Here is a 16,582-nt window from a genome sequence, read left to right on the forward strand (position 1 = left end):
CATGCAACGCATCCACCACATCACGCCGCAGGAGGCACTGCAGCGCACCATCGAGCACCGCGAGATCTTCCACGACGAGATGCTGCACCTCATGCGGCTCATCATGAGCGGCGAGATGTCGCCCGTGATGATGGCCGCGCTCATCACCGGCCTGCGCGTGAAGAAGGAAACCATCGGCGAGATCACCGCCGCCGCGCAGGTGATGCGCGAGTTCTCCACCAAGGTGCACGTGGCCGACAAGACCCACCTGGTCGACATCGTCGGCACGGGCGGCGACGGTTCGCACACCTTCAACATTTCCACCTGCAGCATGTTCGTGGCCGCCGCCGCCGGCGCGCGCGTCAGCAAGCACGGCGGGCGCAGTGTCTCCAGCAAGAGCGGCAGCGCCGACGTGCTGGAAAGCCTGGGCGTCAACATCAACCTCACGCCCGAGCAGATCGCGCGCTGCATTGAACAGGTGGGCGTGGGCTTCATGTTCGCGCCCAACCACCACCCAGCGATGAAGAACGTCGGGCCGGTGCGGCGCGAACTCGGCATCAAAACCATCTTCAACATCCTGGGCCCGCTCACCAACCCGGCGTCGGCGCCCAACATCCTCATGGGCGTGTTCCACCCCGACCTCGTGGGCATTCAGGTGCGCGCGCTGCAGCGGCTGGGCGCCGAGCACGCGGTGGTGGTCTATGGCCGCGACGGCATGGATGAGGTGTCCCTGGGCGCGGCCACCATGGTCGGCGAGCTCAAAAACGGCGAGATCGTGGAATACGAGATCCATCCCGAGGACTTCGGCCTGACCATGGCCAGCAACCGCGCGCTGCGGGTGGAGACGCCCGAGGCCTCGCGGGCCATGCTGCTGGGCGTGCTCGAGCGCCGCGACGACCCGGCCTTCAGGGCCGCGAGCGAGATCGTGGTGCTCAATGCGGGCGTGGCGCTGTACGCCGCCAACGTGGTGGCGGATGTGGAGGCGGGCATCGCGCTGGCGCGGCGTACGCTGGACTCGGGCGCGGCGCTGGCCAAGCTCGAGCAGCTCAAGGCCTTCGCGGCGGCATGAAGGGGCGGGCATGAGCGACATCCTCGACAAGATCGTGGCGGTCAAGCACCAGGAGGTGGTGGCCGCGAAGAAGAAAAAGCCGCTGGAGGCCATGCGCGCCGACGCCGAAAGCCGCGTGCTCACGCGCGACTTCGTCGGCGCCTTGCGCGCCAAGGTTGCCGCCGGCCAGGCCGCGGTGATCGCCGAGGTCAAGAAGGCCAGCCCCAGCAAGGGCGTGCTGCGCGAAGACTTCATCCCGGCCGACATCGCGCAGAGCTATGCCGAAGGCGATGGCGCCATCGGCGCGGCCTGCCTGTCGGTGCTGACCGACCGCCAGTTTTTCCAGGGCTCGGCCGACTACCTCAAGCAGGCGCGAGCGAGCTGCGCGCTGCCCGTGCTGCGCAAGGACTTCATGGTCGATCCGTACCAGGTCTACGAAGCGCGCGCCATGGGCGCCGACGCCATCCTGCTCATCGCGGCCTGCCTGGACGACGCGCGCATGGCCGAACTCGAGGCCATCGCGATGGGGCTGGACATGGCCGTGCTCGTCGAAGTGCACGACCGCGAGGAGCTGCACCGCGCGCTCAAGCTCCGGACGCCGCTGCTGGGCATCAACAACCGCAACCTCAAGACCTTCGAGGTATCGCTGCAGACCACGCTGGGCCTGTTGCCCGAGGTGCCCGCCGACAAGCTGCTCATCACCGAGTCGGGCATCCTCTCGCGCGCCGACGTGCAGACCATGCGCGCGGCGGGCGTGAACGCCTTCCTGGTTGGCGAGGCCTTCATGCGGGCGCCGGAGCCGGGCCTGGCCCTGGCCGAGCTCTTCGCATGAGCCTGCACAGCGCCGACTTCGCCCACTGGCCGGTGGCGCCCGGCTGGTCGCCCGTGGTGGACGCCTTCGCCGCCTCGCCGGCCGCAGCGGCACTCATGGCCTTCCTGCGCGCCCGGCTGGCCGCCGGCGCCACCCTCTACCCGCCGGAGCCGCTGCGCGCGCTCGCGCTCACCCCGCCGGCGTCGGTGCGTGTGGTGATCCTGGGGCAGGACCCGTACCACGGCCCGGGCCAGGCGGAGGGCCTGGCCTTTTCTGTTGCCCCGGGCGTGAAGTGGCCGCCGAGCCTGCGCAACATCTTCCTGGAGCGCCAGCGCGACCTGGGCCTGCCGCCGCCCTTGAGCGGCTCCCTGGTCGGCTGGGCCGAGCAGGGCGTGCTGCTGCTCAACACCTGCTTAACGGTCGAGGACGGCGCTCCAGCCAGCCATGCTGGTCGTGGTTGGGAAGTGCTCACTGATGCTGTGATCCGCTATGTGGGGGCATCGACGGACCCCAAGGCCTTCTTGTTGTGGGGGGCTCACGCCCAGAAGAAAGCGGCCTTGATCGACGCCCGGCACCACGTGCTGCAAGCCAACCACCCGTCGCCCTTGTCGGCCCGCCGGGGGCCGCTGCCTTTCCTGGGATGCGGGCATTTCGGCGCCGTCAACGCCTGGCTGGCCGGCCAGGGCGCCGCGCCGATCCAGTGGTGAAGCCCTATCCGGGGTCACTGGGCGGTGGCCATATTTCCATGGCATAATCGTCGGCTGCGCTACGGAGGGGTGCCCGAGTGGCTAAAGGGGGCAGACTGTAAATCTGTTGGCTTACGCCTACGCTGGTTCGAATCCAGCCTCCTCCACCAAAGCGCGACCGATGTGGCATGCCAGCCCGGGCGGGAGTAGTTCAATGGTAGAACCCCAGCCTTCCAAGCTGATGACGCGGGTTCGATTCCCGTCTCCCGCTCCATGTCCTGTCGGTGGTGAGTGAAAGTATTCCAGGCGACGGTCTTGCCGCCGGCGCCTTGGCCCATGTGGCTCAGTGGTAGAGCACTCCCTTGGTAAGGGAGAGGTCGCGGGTCCGATTCCCGCCATGGGCACCAGTTGCTTGATTGGGTGTTTCGGCAATTTCGTTTTTGGAGCTGAAGAAATGGCTAAGGAAAAATTCGAGCGGACCAAGCCGCACGTGAACGTTGGCACGATCGGGCACGTGGACCACGGCAAGACGACGCTGACGGCGGCGATCACGACGGTGCTGGCGAGCAAGTTCGGCGGCGCGGCGAAGGCCTACGACCAGATCGACGCGGCTCCGGAAGAAAAGGCGCGTGGCATCACGATCAACACCGCGCACGTCGAGTACGAGACGGCCAACCGGCACTACGCGCACGTTGACTGCCCGGGCCACGCCGACTACGTCAAGAACATGATCACGGGTGCCGCCCAGATGGACGGCGCCATTCTGGTGTGCTCGGCCGCGGACGGCCCGATGCCCCAGACGCGCGAGCACATCCTGCTGGCGCGCCAGGTGGGCGTGCCCTACATCATCGTCTTCCTGAACAAGTGCGACATGGTCGACGACGCCGAGCTGCTCGAGCTGGTGGAGATGGAAGTGCGCGAGCTGCTGAGCAAGTACGACTTCCCTGGCGACGACACGCCCATCATCAAGGGCTCGGCCAAGCTGGCGCTCGAAGGCGACAAGGGCGACCTGGGCGAGCAGGCCATCATGCGCCTGGCCGAGGCGCTGGACAGCTACATCCCCACGCCCGAGCGCGCGGTGGACGGCGCCTTCCTGATGCCGGTCGAAGACGTGTTCTCCATCTCGGGTCGCGGCACGGTGGTGACCGGCCGTATCGAGCGCGGTGTGGTCAAGGTTGGCGAGGAAATCGAGATCGTGGGCATCTCGGCCACGCAAAAGACCACCTGCACGGGCGTGGAGATGTTCCGCAAGCTGCTGGACCAGGGCCAGGCGGGCGACAACGTGGGTATCCTGCTGCGCGGCACCAAGCGCGAGGAAGTGCAGCGCGGCCAGGTGCTGTGCAAGCCCGGCTCGATCAAGCCGCACACGCACTTCACCGGTGAGGTCTACGTGCTGAGCAAGGACGAGGGCGGCCGTCACACGCCGTTCTTCAACAACTACCGTCCGCAGTTCTACTTCCGCACGACCGACGTCACGGGCTCCATCGAGCTGCCCAAGGACAAGGAAATGGTCATGCCCGGCGACAACGTGTCGATCACCGTCAAGCTGATCGCGCCCATCGCCATGGAAGAAGGCCTGCGTTTTGCCATCCGCGAAGGCGGCCGCACCGTCGGCGCCGGCGTCGTGGCCAAGATCATCGAGTAATCGGTTCGGGTCCGCCCGGGCAGAGAAAGCAACGTAGGGGTATAGCTCAATTGGCAGAGCGTCGGTCTCCAAAACCGAAGGTTGGGGGTTCGATTCCCTCTGCCCCTGCCACCTGACAGGAACCGAAAGAGCCCAACAACGCTCTCTGTCTCGTGCGCCACAAGCCCACCGAAGTCGTCAAGACCTCTGGTGGGCTTGCGTGTCTCATGCCTCGGTGGCTTGAGGCGCGCTGTTCGAAAACCTTAGTCTTAGTCCACATGGCTTCCTCCGACGTTCAAACCGTTCACTCCGGTGCCGACAAGGCCAAGCTTGCCTTGGCCGTCGCGCTCGTGGTCGTCGGTTTCGTGGCCTTCTACCTGCTCACGGGCCGTGGCGCGTTGGCGCAGTGGGGCGCCCTGCTGGTGGCGCTCGCGGCGGCCGTCGGGGTGTTCGTGGCGTCCGAGTCGGGCCGCCAGCTCATCGCCTTTGGCCGCGATTCGTGGAAGGAAGTCAAGAAGGTCGTCTGGCCCGCCCGCAAGGAGGCCATGCAGATGACGGCCTATGTCTTCGCCTTCGTGGTGGTGATGGCCTTGTTCCTGTGGCTGACGGACAAGACCCTGGAGTGGGTCTTCTACGACCTGATCCTGGGCTGGAGGAAATAAGCGATGACCGAAGAACACAGCCCCCTGGCCACGCTGGCGCCCGCCGAAGGCATGCGCTGGTACGTCGTGCACGCCTACTCGGGCATGGAAAAGGCGGCCGAGCGCAACATCATCGAGCGCATCACGCGCGCCGGCATGCAGAGCAAGTTCGGCCGCATCCTGGTGCCGACTGAAGAGGTGGTCGAGGTCAAGAACGGCCAGAAGCGCACCACCGAGCGCAAGTTCTTCCCCGGCTACGTGCTGGTGGAAATGGTGATGGACGACGACACCTGGCACCTGATCAAGCACACCAACAAGGTGACGGGCTTCGTGGGCGGTGCCAAGAACCGCCCGGTGGCCATCTCCGAAGAGGACGTGCAGAAGATCGTCAGCCAGATGCAGGAAGGCACCGACAAGCCCCGCCACAAGGTGGAGTTCGTCGTCGGCGAGTACGTGCGCGTCAAGGAAGGCCCGTTCACCGACTTCAACGGCACGGTCGAGGAAGTCAACTACGAGAAGAACAAGATGCGCGTGTCGGTGACCATCTTCGGTCGCGCCACGCCCGTCGAGCTCGAATTCAGCCAGGTCGAGAAGACCTGATGCCCTTTCAGGCGCAGGTGGGCCGGCCCGACACCTGCGCTGTTGTCCTTACCGGGTCCCAACCGCGAGGAGGTGGTGTCAAGCCCACCGTTTGCACTCGCAGGAGCTGAAAAATGGCGAAGAAAATCGTCGGCTTCATCAAGCTGCAGGTGCCAGCTGGTAAGGCCAACCCCTCCCCCCCGATCGGTCCGGCGCTGGGTCAGCGCGGCCTCAACATCATGGAGTTCTGCAAGGCGTTCAACGCGCAGACCCAGGGTGTGGAGCCGGGCCTGCCGCTGCCGGTGGTGATCACCGCGTTCGCGGACAAGAGCTTCACCTTCATCATCAAGACGCCGCCGGCGACCACCTTGATCAAGAAGGCCATCAAGCTCGACAAGGGCTCGTCGGTGCCCAACAAGAACAAGGTCGGCAAGATCACCCGGGCCCAGCTCGAGGAAATCGCCAAGACCAAGATGAAAGACATGACCGCCGCCGATCTGGACGCGGCCGTCAAGACCATCGCCGGTTCTGCCCGTTCGATGGGCGTGATCGTGGAGGGCGTGTAAATGGCCAAGCTCACCAAAAAACAGAAAGCGCTCGAAGGCAAAGTCGACAGCACCAAGCTGTACCCGCTGGCCGACGCGCTGAAGATCGTCAAGGAAGCCGCCACCGCCAAGTTCGATGAGTCCATCGACGTGGCGATCCAGCTCGGCGTGGACGCGAAGAAGTCCGACCAGGTGGTGCGTGGCGCCGTCGTGATGCCCAACGGCACCGGCAAGACCAAGCGCGTGGCGGTGTTCGCCCAGGGCGCCAAGGCCGAAGAGGCCAAGGCCGCCGGTGCCGACATCGTCGGCATGGACGACCTGGCGGCCGACATCAAGGCCGGCAACATGAACTTCGACGTCGTGATCGCCTCCCCGGATGCCATGCGCATCGTGGGTACCCTGGGCCAGGTGCTCGGCCCGCGCGGCCTGATGCCCAACCCCAAGGTCGGCACCGTGACGCCCGACGTGGCCACCGCGGTGAAGAACGCCAAGGCCGGCCAGGTGCAGTTCCGCGTCGACAAGGCCGGCATCGTGCACGGCACGATCGGCCGCCGCTCGTTCGACGCCGCGCAGCTCCAGGGCAACCTGGTGGCGCTGCTCGACGCGCTGAACAAGGCCAAGCCGGCCACCAGCAAGGGCATCTACCTGCGCAAGGTGGCCGTGTCGTCGACGATGGGTGTCGGTGTCCGCGTGGACACCCAGACCATCTCGGCGTGATGAATTCGGGCGCCCTGGGGCGCCCGGGTGTGGTGGGTTCGCGGCGCGCCTTCGGGTGCACCGTGAAGCCATCCAAGACCGTTGGCGCCGGCCCTCGCGGGTCGGCTTAATCGTCAAGGCCAACGCAGATGGCGATCCCGCCGCTGAAGGATTCGAGAGTGTCCTGCAACGGTTGATCGCTGCAATGAGGCGTGTGGCGGGTGGTGACACCCCCGCACATTGAAGGAGTGAACCTTGAGTCTGAATCGCAGTGAGAAAGAAGCGGTCATCACCGAAGTGACCGGCCTCGCCGCCAAAGCTCAAACCCTCGTGATGGCGGAGTACCGCGGCATCACGGTTGCCTCCATGGACAAGCTGCGCGTGAGCGCCCGCAACAGCGGCGTGAGCCTGAGTGTGTTGAAAAACACCCTGGCCCGCCGTGCGGTCGCCGGCAGCCCGTTCGAGGTGGTGGCCGACAAGATGACCGGTCCGCTCGTCTACGGCTTCTCCGAAGACGCCGTGGCCGCCGCGAAAGTGGTGGCCGAGTTCGCGAAGACCAACGACAAGCTGGTCATCCGCGGCGGTGTCTACGCGGGCAAGGCCCTGGACGTCGACGGTGTGAAGCAGCTCGCCAGCATCCCCTCGAAAGAGGTTCTGCTCGCGCAGCTTTGTGGCCTGCTCAAGTCGCCGATCTCGCGCACCGCGGTGGTGCTCGGCGCGCTGGCCAAGAAAAAAGGCGAAGGCGAAACGGCTGCCGCCTGACGGCCGCAGCTTCCCGCAAACATCAACCGATTGATTGGAAATTCAAATGGCATTCGATAAAGACGCATTTCTGACGGCCCTGGACAGCATGTCCGTCATGGAACTCAACGACCTGGTGAAAGCCATCGAAGAGAAGTTCGGCGTGAGCGCCGCCGCCATGGCCGCCCCGGCCGCCGGTGGCGCGGGTGGTGGCGCCGCCGCCGCCGCGGAAGAGAAGACCGAATTCAACGTGGTGCTGGCCGAAGCCGGTGCCAACAAGGTCGCCGTGATCAAGGCCGTGCGCGAAATCACCGGCCTGGGTCTGAAGGAAGCCAAGGACCTGGTCGACGGCGCGCCGAAGAACGTGAAGGAAGGCATCGCCAAGGCCGACGCCGAAGCCGCCGTGAAGAAGCTGGTGGAAGCCGGCGCCAAGGCCGAGCTGAAGTAAATCGGCCCGGGCCTACTGCGCGACCCGATCTCGGCGCGGCGGTGCTCACCGTACATCAGTACGGTTGCGCTCCTCGCACCGACCTCGGGCCGCTCGCGACGGCCCGCATCCGATTTACACCGGGCAGGTTGCGTGACCTGCCCTTTGCGCTTTCAGAGCGCACCTGGAATCGCTGCCGCGCAGCGCTTCCAAGTGTCTTCTGAACCCGACTGCAGAAGACCACTTGGTTCGGGCCCGCGTGCAACGCGCGGGCCGTCCGCCATCGGTTGGTAGAGGCCAGCCACCAAGCTCGTCAGCGCAGCGCGCCGCTGACCGACAGTCGCCAAGACCTCAAGCCCGGAGATCTCATGGCATCGAAGTACTCATACACCGAACGCAAGCGCATCCGAAAGAGTTTCGGCACGCGCGAGAACGTGCTCGCCATCCCTTATCTGCTGCAGATGCAGAAGGATGCCTACACCGCCTTCCTGCAGGCGGACGTGATCCCCAAGCAGCGCACCACCGAAGGCCTTCAGGCCGCATTCACCGCCGCCTTCCCGATCGTCTCGCACAACGGTTTTGTCGAGATGAAGTTCGTGGAATACAACCTGGCCAAGCCCGCGTTCGACGTGCGTGAGTGCCAGACGCGCGGCCTGACCTTCGCGTCCGCCGTGCGCGCCCGCGTGCAGCTCATCATCTACGACCGCGAGTCCTCCACGCCGCAGTCCAAGGTGGTCAAGGAAGTGAAGGAGCAAGAGGTCTACATGGGCGAAGTGCCGCTCATGACCGACAAGGGCTCCTTCATCATCAACGGCACGGAGCGCGTGATCGTCTCGCAGCTGCACCGCTCGCCGGGTGTCTTCTTCGAACACGACAAGGGCAAGACGCACAGCTCGGGCAAGCTGCTGTTCTCGGCCCGCATCATTCCCTACCGCGGCTCCTGGCTGGACTTCGAATTCGATCCGAAGGACGTGCTGTTCTTCCGCGTCGACCGTCGCCGCAAGATGCCGGTCACGATCCTGCTCAAGGCCATCGGCCTGACGCCGGAAACCATCCTGGCGAACTTCTTCGTCAACGACCACTTCCGCATCATGGACAGCGGCGCGCAGATGGCCTTCGTGCCCGAGCGCCTGCGCGGCGAAGTGGCGCGCTTCGACATCACCGACAAGTCGGGCAAGGTGGTGGTGGCCAAGGACAAGCGCATCACCGCGCGCCACACGCGCGAGCTGGAGCAGTCGGGCACCACGCACGTGAGCGTGCCGGAGGACTTCCTCATCGGCCGCGTGGTGGCCAAGAACATCGTTGACCCGGACAGCGGCGAGATCATCGCCAAGGCCAACGAGGAAATCACCGAAGCCCTGCTCAAGAAGCTGCGCGCCGCCGCCATCCAGGAACTGGCCTGCATCTACACCAACGAGCTGGACCAGGGCGCCTACATCAGCCAGACCCTGCGCATCGACGAGACCGCCGACGAGTTCGCCGCGCGCGTGGCCATCTACCGCATGATGCGCCCCGGCGAGCCGCCGACCGAGGACGCGGTGCAGGCCCTGTTCCACCGCCTGTTCTACAACCCGGACACCTACGACCTCTCGCGCGTGGGCCGCATGAAGTTCAACGCCCGCGTGGGCCGCGACGAGGCCACCGGCCCCATGGTGCTGTCCAACGACGACATCCTGGCCGTGGTCAAGATCCTCGTGGACCTGCGCAACGGCCGTGGCGAAGTCGACGACATCGACCACCTGGGCAACCGCCGCGTGCGCTGCGTCGGCGAACTGGCTGAGAACCAGTACCGCACCGGCCTCGCCCGCATCGAGAAGGCCGTGAAAGAGCGTCTGGGTCAGGCCGAGCAAGAGCCGCTGATGCCGCACGACCTGATCAACTCCAAGCCGATCTCCGCGGCGCTCAAGGAGTTCTTCGGTGCCTCGCAGCTGTCGCAGTTCATGGACCAGACCAACCCGCTGGCCGAGATCACGCACAAGCGCCGCGTTTCGGCCCTGGGCCCGGGCGGTCTGACGCGCGAGCGCGCCGGCTTCGAGGTGCGCGACGTGCACGTCACGCACTACGGCCGCGTCTGCCCGATCGAAACGCCTGAAGGTCCGAACATCGGCCTGATCAACTCGCTGGCCCTGTACGCCCGCCTCAACGAATACGGCTTCATCGAGACGCCGTACCGCCGCGTGGTGGACGGCCAGGTCACGAACCAGATCGACTACCTGTCGGCCATCGAGGAAGGCAAGTACGTCATCGCGCAGGCCAACGCGGCGCTCGACAAGGACGGCCGCCTGGTGGGCGAGCTGGTCTCCGCGCGCGAGAAGGGCGAATCCATCCTGACCGGCCCCGACACCATCCAGTACATGGACGTGTCGCCGGCGCAGATCGTGTCGGTGGCCGCCTCGCTGGTGCCCTTCCTGGAGCACGACGACGCCAACCGCGCGCTGATGGGCGCCAACATGTCGCGCCAGGCCGTGCCCGTGCTGCGCCCCGAGAAGCCCTTTGTGGGCACCGGCATCGAGCGCGTGGCCGCGGTCGACTCCGGCACGGTGGTGACGGCCACCCGCGGTGGCGTGGTCGACTACGTCGACGCCACCCGCATCGTGATCCGCGTCAACGACGAGGAAGCGGTGGCCGGCGAAGTGGGCGTGGACATCTACAACCTCATCAAGTACCAGCGCTCCAACCAGAACACCAACATCCACCAGCGCCCCATCGTCAAGAAGGGCGACAAGCTGGCCAAGGGTGACGTGATCGCGGACGGCGCGTCCACCGACCTCGGCGAGATCTCGATCGGCCAGAACATGCTGATCGCCTTCATGCCCTGGAACGGCTACAACTTCGAGGACTCGATCCTCATCAGCGAACGCGTGGTGGCCGACGACCGCTACACCAGCATCCACATCGAGGAGCTGGTGGTGATGGCGCGCGACACCAAGCTGGGCGCCGAGGAAATCACCCGCGACATCCCGAACCTGGCCGAGCAGCAGCTCAACCGCCTGGACGAGTCCGGCATCATCTACGTGGGCGCCGAGGTGCTGCCCGGCGACGTGCTGGTCGGCAAGGTCACGCCCAAGGGCGAGACCACGCTCACGCCCGAAGAGAAACTGCTGCGCGCGATCTTCGGCGAGAAGGCCTCCGACGTGAAGGACACCTCGCTGCGCGTCGAACAGGGCTCGCAGGGCACGGTGATCGACGTGCAGGTCTTCACCCGTGAAGGCATCCAGCGCGACAAGCGCGCCCAGCAGATCATCGACGACGAGCTCAAGCGCTTCCGCCTCGACCTCAACGACCAGCTGCGCATCGTCGAGGCCGACGCCTTCGACCGCATCGAGAAGCTGCTGGTGGGCAAGGTCGCCAACGGCGGTCCGAAGAAGCTGGCCAAAGGCACCACCATCGACAAGGCCTACCTGGCCGATGTCGAGAAGTACCACTGGTTCGACATCCGCCCGGCGGACGACAACGTGGCCGCGCAGCTCGAGTCGATCAAGAACTCGATGGAGCAGACGCGCCACAGCTTCGACCTCGCGTTCGAAGAGAAGCGCAAGAAGCTCACGCAGGGCGACGAGCTGCCCGCTGGCGTGCTCAAGATGGTCAAGGTCTACCTGGCCGTCAAGCGCCGCCTGCAGCCCGGCGACAAGATGGCCGGCCGCCACGGCAACAAGGGCGTGGTCTCCAAGATTGTTCCGGTGGAGGACATGCCGCACATGGCCGACGGCACCCCCGCCGACGTGGTGCTCAACCCGCTGGGCGTGCCTTCGCGCATGAACGTGGGCCAGGTGCTGGAAGTGCACCTGGGCTGGGCCGCCAAGGGCCTGGGCCAGCGCATCGGCGACATGCTGCAGCGCGAAGCCAAGGTGGCGGAGGTGCGCCAGACCCTCGAGTCCATCTTCAACACCATGGGCAAGAAGGAAGACTTCGCCGGCCTGTCCGACGCCGAGGTCATCGAGATGGCGCAGAACCTGCAGCACGGCGTGCCCTTCGCGTCGCCCGTGTTCGACGGTGCCTCGGAAGACGAGATCCGCGCCATGCTCAAGCTGGCCTACCCGGACGACATCGCCGCGATCAAGGGCCTGACCGAGACGCGCACCCAGGCGCAGCTCTACGACGGCCGCACCGGCGACGCCTTCGAGCGCAAGACCACCGTGGGCTACATGCACTTCCTCAAGCTGCACCACCTGGTCGACGACAAGATGCATGCCCGCTCCACCGGCCCGTACTCGCTCGTCACCCAGCAGCCGCTGGGCGGCAAGGCGCAGTTCGGTGGCCAGCGTTTCGGCGAGATGGAGGTCTGGGCGCTGGAAGCCTACGGCGCGTCCTACATCCTGCAGGAGATGCTCACCGTCAAGTCCGACGACGTGCAGGGCCGCACCAAGGTGTACGAGTCCATCGTCAAGGGCGAGCACACCATCGACGCGGGCATGCCCGAGTCGTTCAACGTGCTGGTCAAAGAGATCCGCTCGCTCGGCATCGACATCGAACTCGAGCGTTCGTGATCCACTGAAGTAAAGGAAAGCTCACATGAAATCCTTGCTCGACCTGTTCAAGCAGTTCACGCCCGACGAGCATTTCGATGCCATCCGCATCGGCCTGGCCTCGCCGGAAAAAATCCGCTCCTGGTCCTTCGGTGAAGTCAAGAAGCCCGAGACCATCAACTACCGCACCTTCAAGCCCGAACGCGACGGCCTGTTCTGCGCCAAGATCTTCGGTCCCATCAAGGACTACGAGTGCCTGTGCGGCAAGTACAAGCGCCTGAAGCACCGTGGCGTGATCTGCGAGAAGTGCGGCGTCGAAGTGACCCAGACCAAGGTGCGCCGCGAGCGCATGGGCCACATCGACCTGGCCGCGCCCTGCGCGCACATCTGGTTCCTGAAGTCGCTGCCGTCGCGCCTGGGCCTGGTGCTCGACATGACGCTGCGCGACATCGAGCGCGTGCTGTACTTCGAGGCCTACGTGGTGACCGACCCCGGCATGACCCCGCTGAAGAAGTTCGGCATCATGTCCGAGGACGATTTCGACGCCAAGCGCAAGGAGTACGGTGACGAGTTCGTCGCCAAGATGGGCGCCGAGGGCATCAAGGAGCTGCTGGAGAACATCGACCTCGACATCGAGATCGAGAAGCTGCGCAACGACCTGACCGGCTCGGAACTGAAGATCAAGAAGAACGCCAAGCGCCTGAAGGTGCTCGAGGCCTTCAAGCGCTCGGGCATCAAACCCGAGTGGATGGTGCTCGACGTGCTGCCCGTGCTGCCGCCGGACCTGCGTCCGCTGGTGCCGCTGGACGGCGGCCGCTTCGCGACCTCCGACCTCAACGACCTGTACCGCCGCGTCATCAACCGCAACAGCCGCTTGAAGCGCCTGCTCGAACTCAAGGCGCCCGAGATCATCGCGCGCAACGAGAAGCGCATGCTGCAGGAAGCCGTGGACAGCCTGCTGGACAACGGCCGCCGCGGCAAGGCCATGACGGGCGCCAACAAGCGCGCGCTCAAGTCCCTGGCCGACATGATCAAGGGCAAGAGCGGCCGCTTCCGCCAGAACCTGCTGGGCAAGCGCGTCGACTACTCGGGCCGTTCGGTCATCGTGGTGGGCCCGACGCTCAAGCTGCACCAGTGCGGCCTGCCCAAGCTGATGGCGCTGGAGCTGTTCAAGCCCTTCATCTTCTCGCGCCTGGAAGCCATGGGCATCGCGACCACCATCAAGGCCGCGAAGAAGGAAGTGGAAGCCGGCACCCCCGTGGTGTGGGACATCCTCGAAGAGGTCATCAAGGAGCACCCGGTTCTGCTGAACCGCGCGCCCACGCTGCACCGCCTGGGCATCCAGGCCTTCGAGCCCATCCTGATCGAGGGCAAGGCGATCCAGCTGCACCCGCTGGTCTGCGCCGCCTTCAACGCCGACTTCGACGGTGACCAGATGGCCGTTCACGTGCCGCTGTCCGTGGAAGCGCAGCTCGAAGCCCGCACCCTGATGCTGGCCTCCAACAACGTGCTGTTCCCGGCCAACGGCGAGCCCTCCATCGTGCCCTCGCAGGACGTGGTGCTGGGCCTGTACTACGCCACGCGCGAGAAGATCAACGGCAAGGGCGAAGGCATGATCTTCGCGGACCTGCCCGAGCTGCAGCGCGCGCTGGACAACGGCGTGGTGGAACTCACCGCGCGCGTGAGCGTGCGCCTGGTCGAGTGGACCAAGGACAAGACCAGCGGCGAATTCGTCGCGGGCCTCAAGCTGGTCGACACCACCGTGGGCCGCGCGCTGCTGTCCGAGATCCTGCCGAAGGGCCTGCCCTTCTCGGTGCTGGACAAGCCGCTCAAGAAGAAGGAAATCTCGCGCCTCATCAACGCGAGCTTCCGCAAATGCGGCCTGAAGGAGACCGTGGTCTTCGCCGACAAGCTGCTGCAGAACGGCTTCCGCCTGGCCACGCGCGCGGGCATCTCGATCGCCGTCGACGACATGCTGGTGCCCAAGGAGAAGAGCGGCATCATCGAGCGCGCCGAGTCCGAGGTGAAGGAAATCGCCCAGCAGTACGCCTCCGGTCTGGTGACCGCCGGCGAGCGCTACAACAAGGTGGTCGACATCTGGGGCAAGGCCGGTGACGAGATCTCCAAGGTCATGATGGCCCAGCTGGCCAAGCAGAAGACCACGGACCGCAGCGGCAAGGAAGTGGACCAGGAGTCGTTCAACTCCATCTACATGATGGCCGACTCGGGCGCCCGCGGTTCCGCGGCGCAGATCCGCCAGCTGGCCGGCATGCGCGGCCTGATGGCCAAGCCCGACGGCTCCATCATCGAGACCCCCATCACGGCGAACTTCCGTGAAGGCCTCAACGTGCTGCAGTACTTCATCTCCACGCACGGCGCCCGCAAGGGCCTGGCCGACACGGCGCTGAAGACCGCGAACTCGGGCTACCTGACGCGCCGCCTGGTGGACGTGACGCAAGACCTGGTGGTCACCCACCAGGACTGCGGCACCTCCAACGGCACGCTGATGCGCGCCATCGTCGAGGGCGGTGAGGTCATCGAGTCGCTGCGCGACCGTATCCTGGGCCGCACCACGGCCGAGGAAGTGATCCACCCCGAGACGCGCCAGCAGCTCGTGCCCGCGGGCGAAATGCTCGACGAGGACACCCTCGACCTGCTCGAGGCCGCCGGCGTCGACGAGGTCAAGGTGCGCACCGCGCTCACCTGCGAGACCCGCTACGGCCTGTGCGCCAAGTGCTACGGCCGCGACCTCGGCCGCGGTGGCCTGGCCAACATCGGCGAGGCGGTGGGCGTGATCGCCGCGCAGTCGATCGGCGAGCCCGGCACGCAGCTGACCATGCGCACCTTCCACATCGGCGGCGCGGCCTCGCGCGCGGCGGTGGCCTCCAGCGTGGAAGCCAAGTCCAGCGGCGTGATCGGCTTCAACGCCACCATGCGCTACGTGACCAACTCCAAGGGCGAGCTGGTGGTGATCGCGCGTTCGGGCGAGATCATCATCCAGGACGAACACGGCCGCGAGCGCGAGCGCCACAAGGTGCCCTACGGCGCCATCCTGGCGATCAAGCCCGACCAGCAGATCAAGGCCGGCACCATCCTGGCCAACTGGGACCCGCTGACCCGACCCATCATCACGGAATTCGCCGGCACGGTGAAGTTCGAGAACGTGGAAGAGGGCCTCACGGTCGCCAAGCAGGTCGATGATGTGACCGGTCTGTCCACGCTGGTGGTGATCGATCCCAAGCGCCGCGGCGCCACGAAGGTGGTGCGCCCGCAGGTCAAGTTGATCGACGCGTCCGGCAGCGAGGTGAAGATCCCCGGCACCGACCACGCCGTGACCATCGGCTTCCAGGTCGGCGCCCTGATCCAGGTGCGCGACGGCCAGGACGTGGGCCCCGGCGAGGTGCTGGCCCGCATCCCGGTCGAAGGCCAGAAGACCCGCGACATCACGGGTGGTCTGCCGCGCGTGGCCGAGCTGTTCGAGGCGCGTTCGCCCAAGGACGCTGGCATCCTGGCCGAGATGACCGGGACCGTGTCCTTCGGCAAGGAGACCAAGGGCAAGATCCGCCTGCAGATCACCGACCCCGAGGGCAAGGTCTGGGAAGAGCTCATCCCGAAAGAGAAGAACATCCTGGTGCACGAAGGCCAGGTGGTCAACAAGGGCGAGAGCATCGTCGACGGTCCGGCCGATCCGCAGGACATCCTGCGCCTGCTGGGCATGGAAGAGCTCGCGCGCTACATCGTCGATGAGGTGCAGGACGTCTACCGACTGCAGGGCGTGAAGATCAACGACAAGCACATCGAGGTGATCGTTCGCCAGATGCTGCGCCGCGTCGTGGTCGAGAACCCCGGCGATTCGTCCTACATCGGCGGTGAGCAGGTGGAGCGCTCGGAGATCCTCAACACCAACGACGCCCTGCGCGCCGACGGCAAGATCCCCGCGACCTACAGCAACGTGCTGCTCGGTATCACCAAGGCCTCGCTGTCGACCGACTCGTTCATCTCCGCGGCCTCCTTCCAGGAGACCACGCGCGTGCTGACCGAAGCGGCCATCATGGGCAAGCGCGACGAGCTGCGTGGCCTGAAGGAGAACGTCATCGTCGGCCGCCTGATCCCCGCGGGCACCGGCATGGCCTACCACGAGGCGCGCAAGGTCAAGGAGAAGATGGACGACGAAGAGCGCCGCGCCATCGCCGAGGCCGATGCCCTGTCGCTGGCGGCCGACCAGGCCGACGCGGCGGCTGGCGAGTCCGCCGAGTAAGCGGCCCGACGCCGGTCACCGCCGACAAGCCCCCGGTCGACAGGCCGGGGGCTTTTTCTTTGGGCGCGCATACCCCGCGCG

General features: G+C 65.9%; 12 protein-coding genes and 4 tRNA genes. All 16 read left to right on the forward strand.

What is annotated here, in order from left to right:
- Window position 1 precedes the first annotated feature (1 nt).
- The 16 genes from trpD (at window position 2) to rpoC (ending at window position 16,501) form a co-directional block, all read left to right on the forward strand.
- On the forward strand, window positions 2-1,048 hold the full coding sequence (trpD, locus tag SOM08_RS01755; protein ID WP_116958840.1) for an anthranilate phosphoribosyltransferase: 1,047 nt from the start codon (window positions 2-4) through the stop codon (window positions 1,046-1,048).
- A 10-nt stretch (window positions 1,049-1,058) separates the two neighbouring features.
- Window positions 1,059-1,859 (forward strand): indole-3-glycerol phosphate synthase TrpC, encoded by an 801-nt coding sequence (gene trpC / locus SOM08_RS01760; protein WP_116958839.1) that lies wholly within the window; start codon window positions 1,059-1,061, stop codon window positions 1,857-1,859.
- Entirely contained in the window at window positions 1,856-2,545 is a 690-nt protein-coding gene (locus tag SOM08_RS01765) for a uracil-DNA glycosylase (RefSeq protein ID WP_116958838.1), read from the forward strand. The genes trpC and SOM08_RS01765 overlap by 4 nt, the downstream gene beginning before the upstream one ends.
- A gap of 63 nt (window positions 2,546-2,608) precedes the next feature.
- Window positions 2,609-2,694, forward strand: a tRNA-Tyr gene (locus SOM08_RS01770).
- A gap of 30 nt (window positions 2,695-2,724) precedes the next feature.
- A tRNA-Gly gene (locus tag SOM08_RS01775) sits at window positions 2,725-2,798 on the forward strand.
- 58 nt (window positions 2,799-2,856) lie between these two features.
- Window positions 2,857-2,931: transfer RNA gene (locus SOM08_RS01780), tRNA-Thr, on the forward strand.
- A gap of 47 nt (window positions 2,932-2,978) precedes the next feature.
- Window positions 2,979-4,169: an elongation factor Tu gene (gene tuf, locus SOM08_RS01785; protein ID WP_204743597.1), complete on the forward strand. Its 1,191-nt coding sequence runs from the start codon at window positions 2,979-2,981 to the stop codon at window positions 4,167-4,169.
- A 35-nt stretch (window positions 4,170-4,204) separates the two neighbouring features.
- Window positions 4,205-4,280 (forward strand) — tRNA-Trp (locus SOM08_RS01790).
- Window positions 4,281-4,426: 146 nt separating this feature from the next.
- Entirely contained in the window at window positions 4,427-4,810 is a 384-nt protein-coding gene (gene secE, locus SOM08_RS01795; protein ID WP_116958540.1) for a preprotein translocase subunit SecE, read from the forward strand.
- Window positions 4,811-4,813: 3 nt separating this feature from the next.
- Entirely contained in the window at window positions 4,814-5,389 is a 576-nt protein-coding gene (nusG, locus tag SOM08_RS01800; RefSeq protein ID WP_116958541.1) for a transcription termination/antitermination protein NusG, read from the forward strand.
- A gap of 113 nt (window positions 5,390-5,502) precedes the next feature.
- Window positions 5,503-5,934 carry a 50S ribosomal protein L11 gene (gene rplK, locus SOM08_RS01805; RefSeq protein ID WP_070400499.1) on the forward strand — a complete coding sequence of 144 codons (432 nt, stop codon included), beginning with the start codon at window positions 5,503-5,505 and terminating at the stop codon, window positions 5,932-5,934.
- Window positions 5,935-6,630 carry a 50S ribosomal protein L1 gene (rplA, locus tag SOM08_RS01810; RefSeq protein ID WP_116958542.1) on the forward strand — a complete coding sequence of 232 codons (696 nt, stop codon included), beginning with the start codon at window positions 5,935-5,937 and terminating at the stop codon, window positions 6,628-6,630. It begins immediately after the preceding gene.
- 234 nt (window positions 6,631-6,864) lie between these two features.
- Window positions 6,865-7,371, forward strand: a complete 507-nt coding sequence (gene rplJ / locus SOM08_RS01815) for a 50S ribosomal protein L10 (RefSeq protein ID WP_116958543.1) — start codon at window positions 6,865-6,867, stop codon at window positions 7,369-7,371.
- Between the two features lie 46 nt (window positions 7,372-7,417).
- Window positions 7,418-7,798: a 50S ribosomal protein L7/L12 gene (gene rplL, locus SOM08_RS01820; protein WP_070400496.1), complete on the forward strand. Its 381-nt coding sequence runs from the start codon at window positions 7,418-7,420 to the stop codon at window positions 7,796-7,798.
- Between the two features lie 347 nt (window positions 7,799-8,145).
- Window positions 8,146-12,264, forward strand: a complete 4,119-nt coding sequence (gene rpoB, locus SOM08_RS01825) for a DNA-directed RNA polymerase subunit beta (protein ID WP_116958544.1) — start codon at window positions 8,146-8,148, stop codon at window positions 12,262-12,264.
- Between the two features lie 25 nt (window positions 12,265-12,289).
- A complete protein-coding gene (rpoC, locus tag SOM08_RS01830; protein ID WP_116958545.1) occupies window positions 12,290-16,501 on the forward strand; it encodes a DNA-directed RNA polymerase subunit beta' in 4,212 nt (1,403 codons plus the stop codon).
- Window positions 16,502-16,582: the final 81 nt, after the last annotated feature.

Source organism: Hydrogenophaga sp. SNF1, assembly GCF_034421675.1.
Classification (GTDB): domain Bacteria; phylum Pseudomonadota; class Gammaproteobacteria; order Burkholderiales; family Burkholderiaceae_C; genus Hydrogenophaga; species Hydrogenophaga borbori.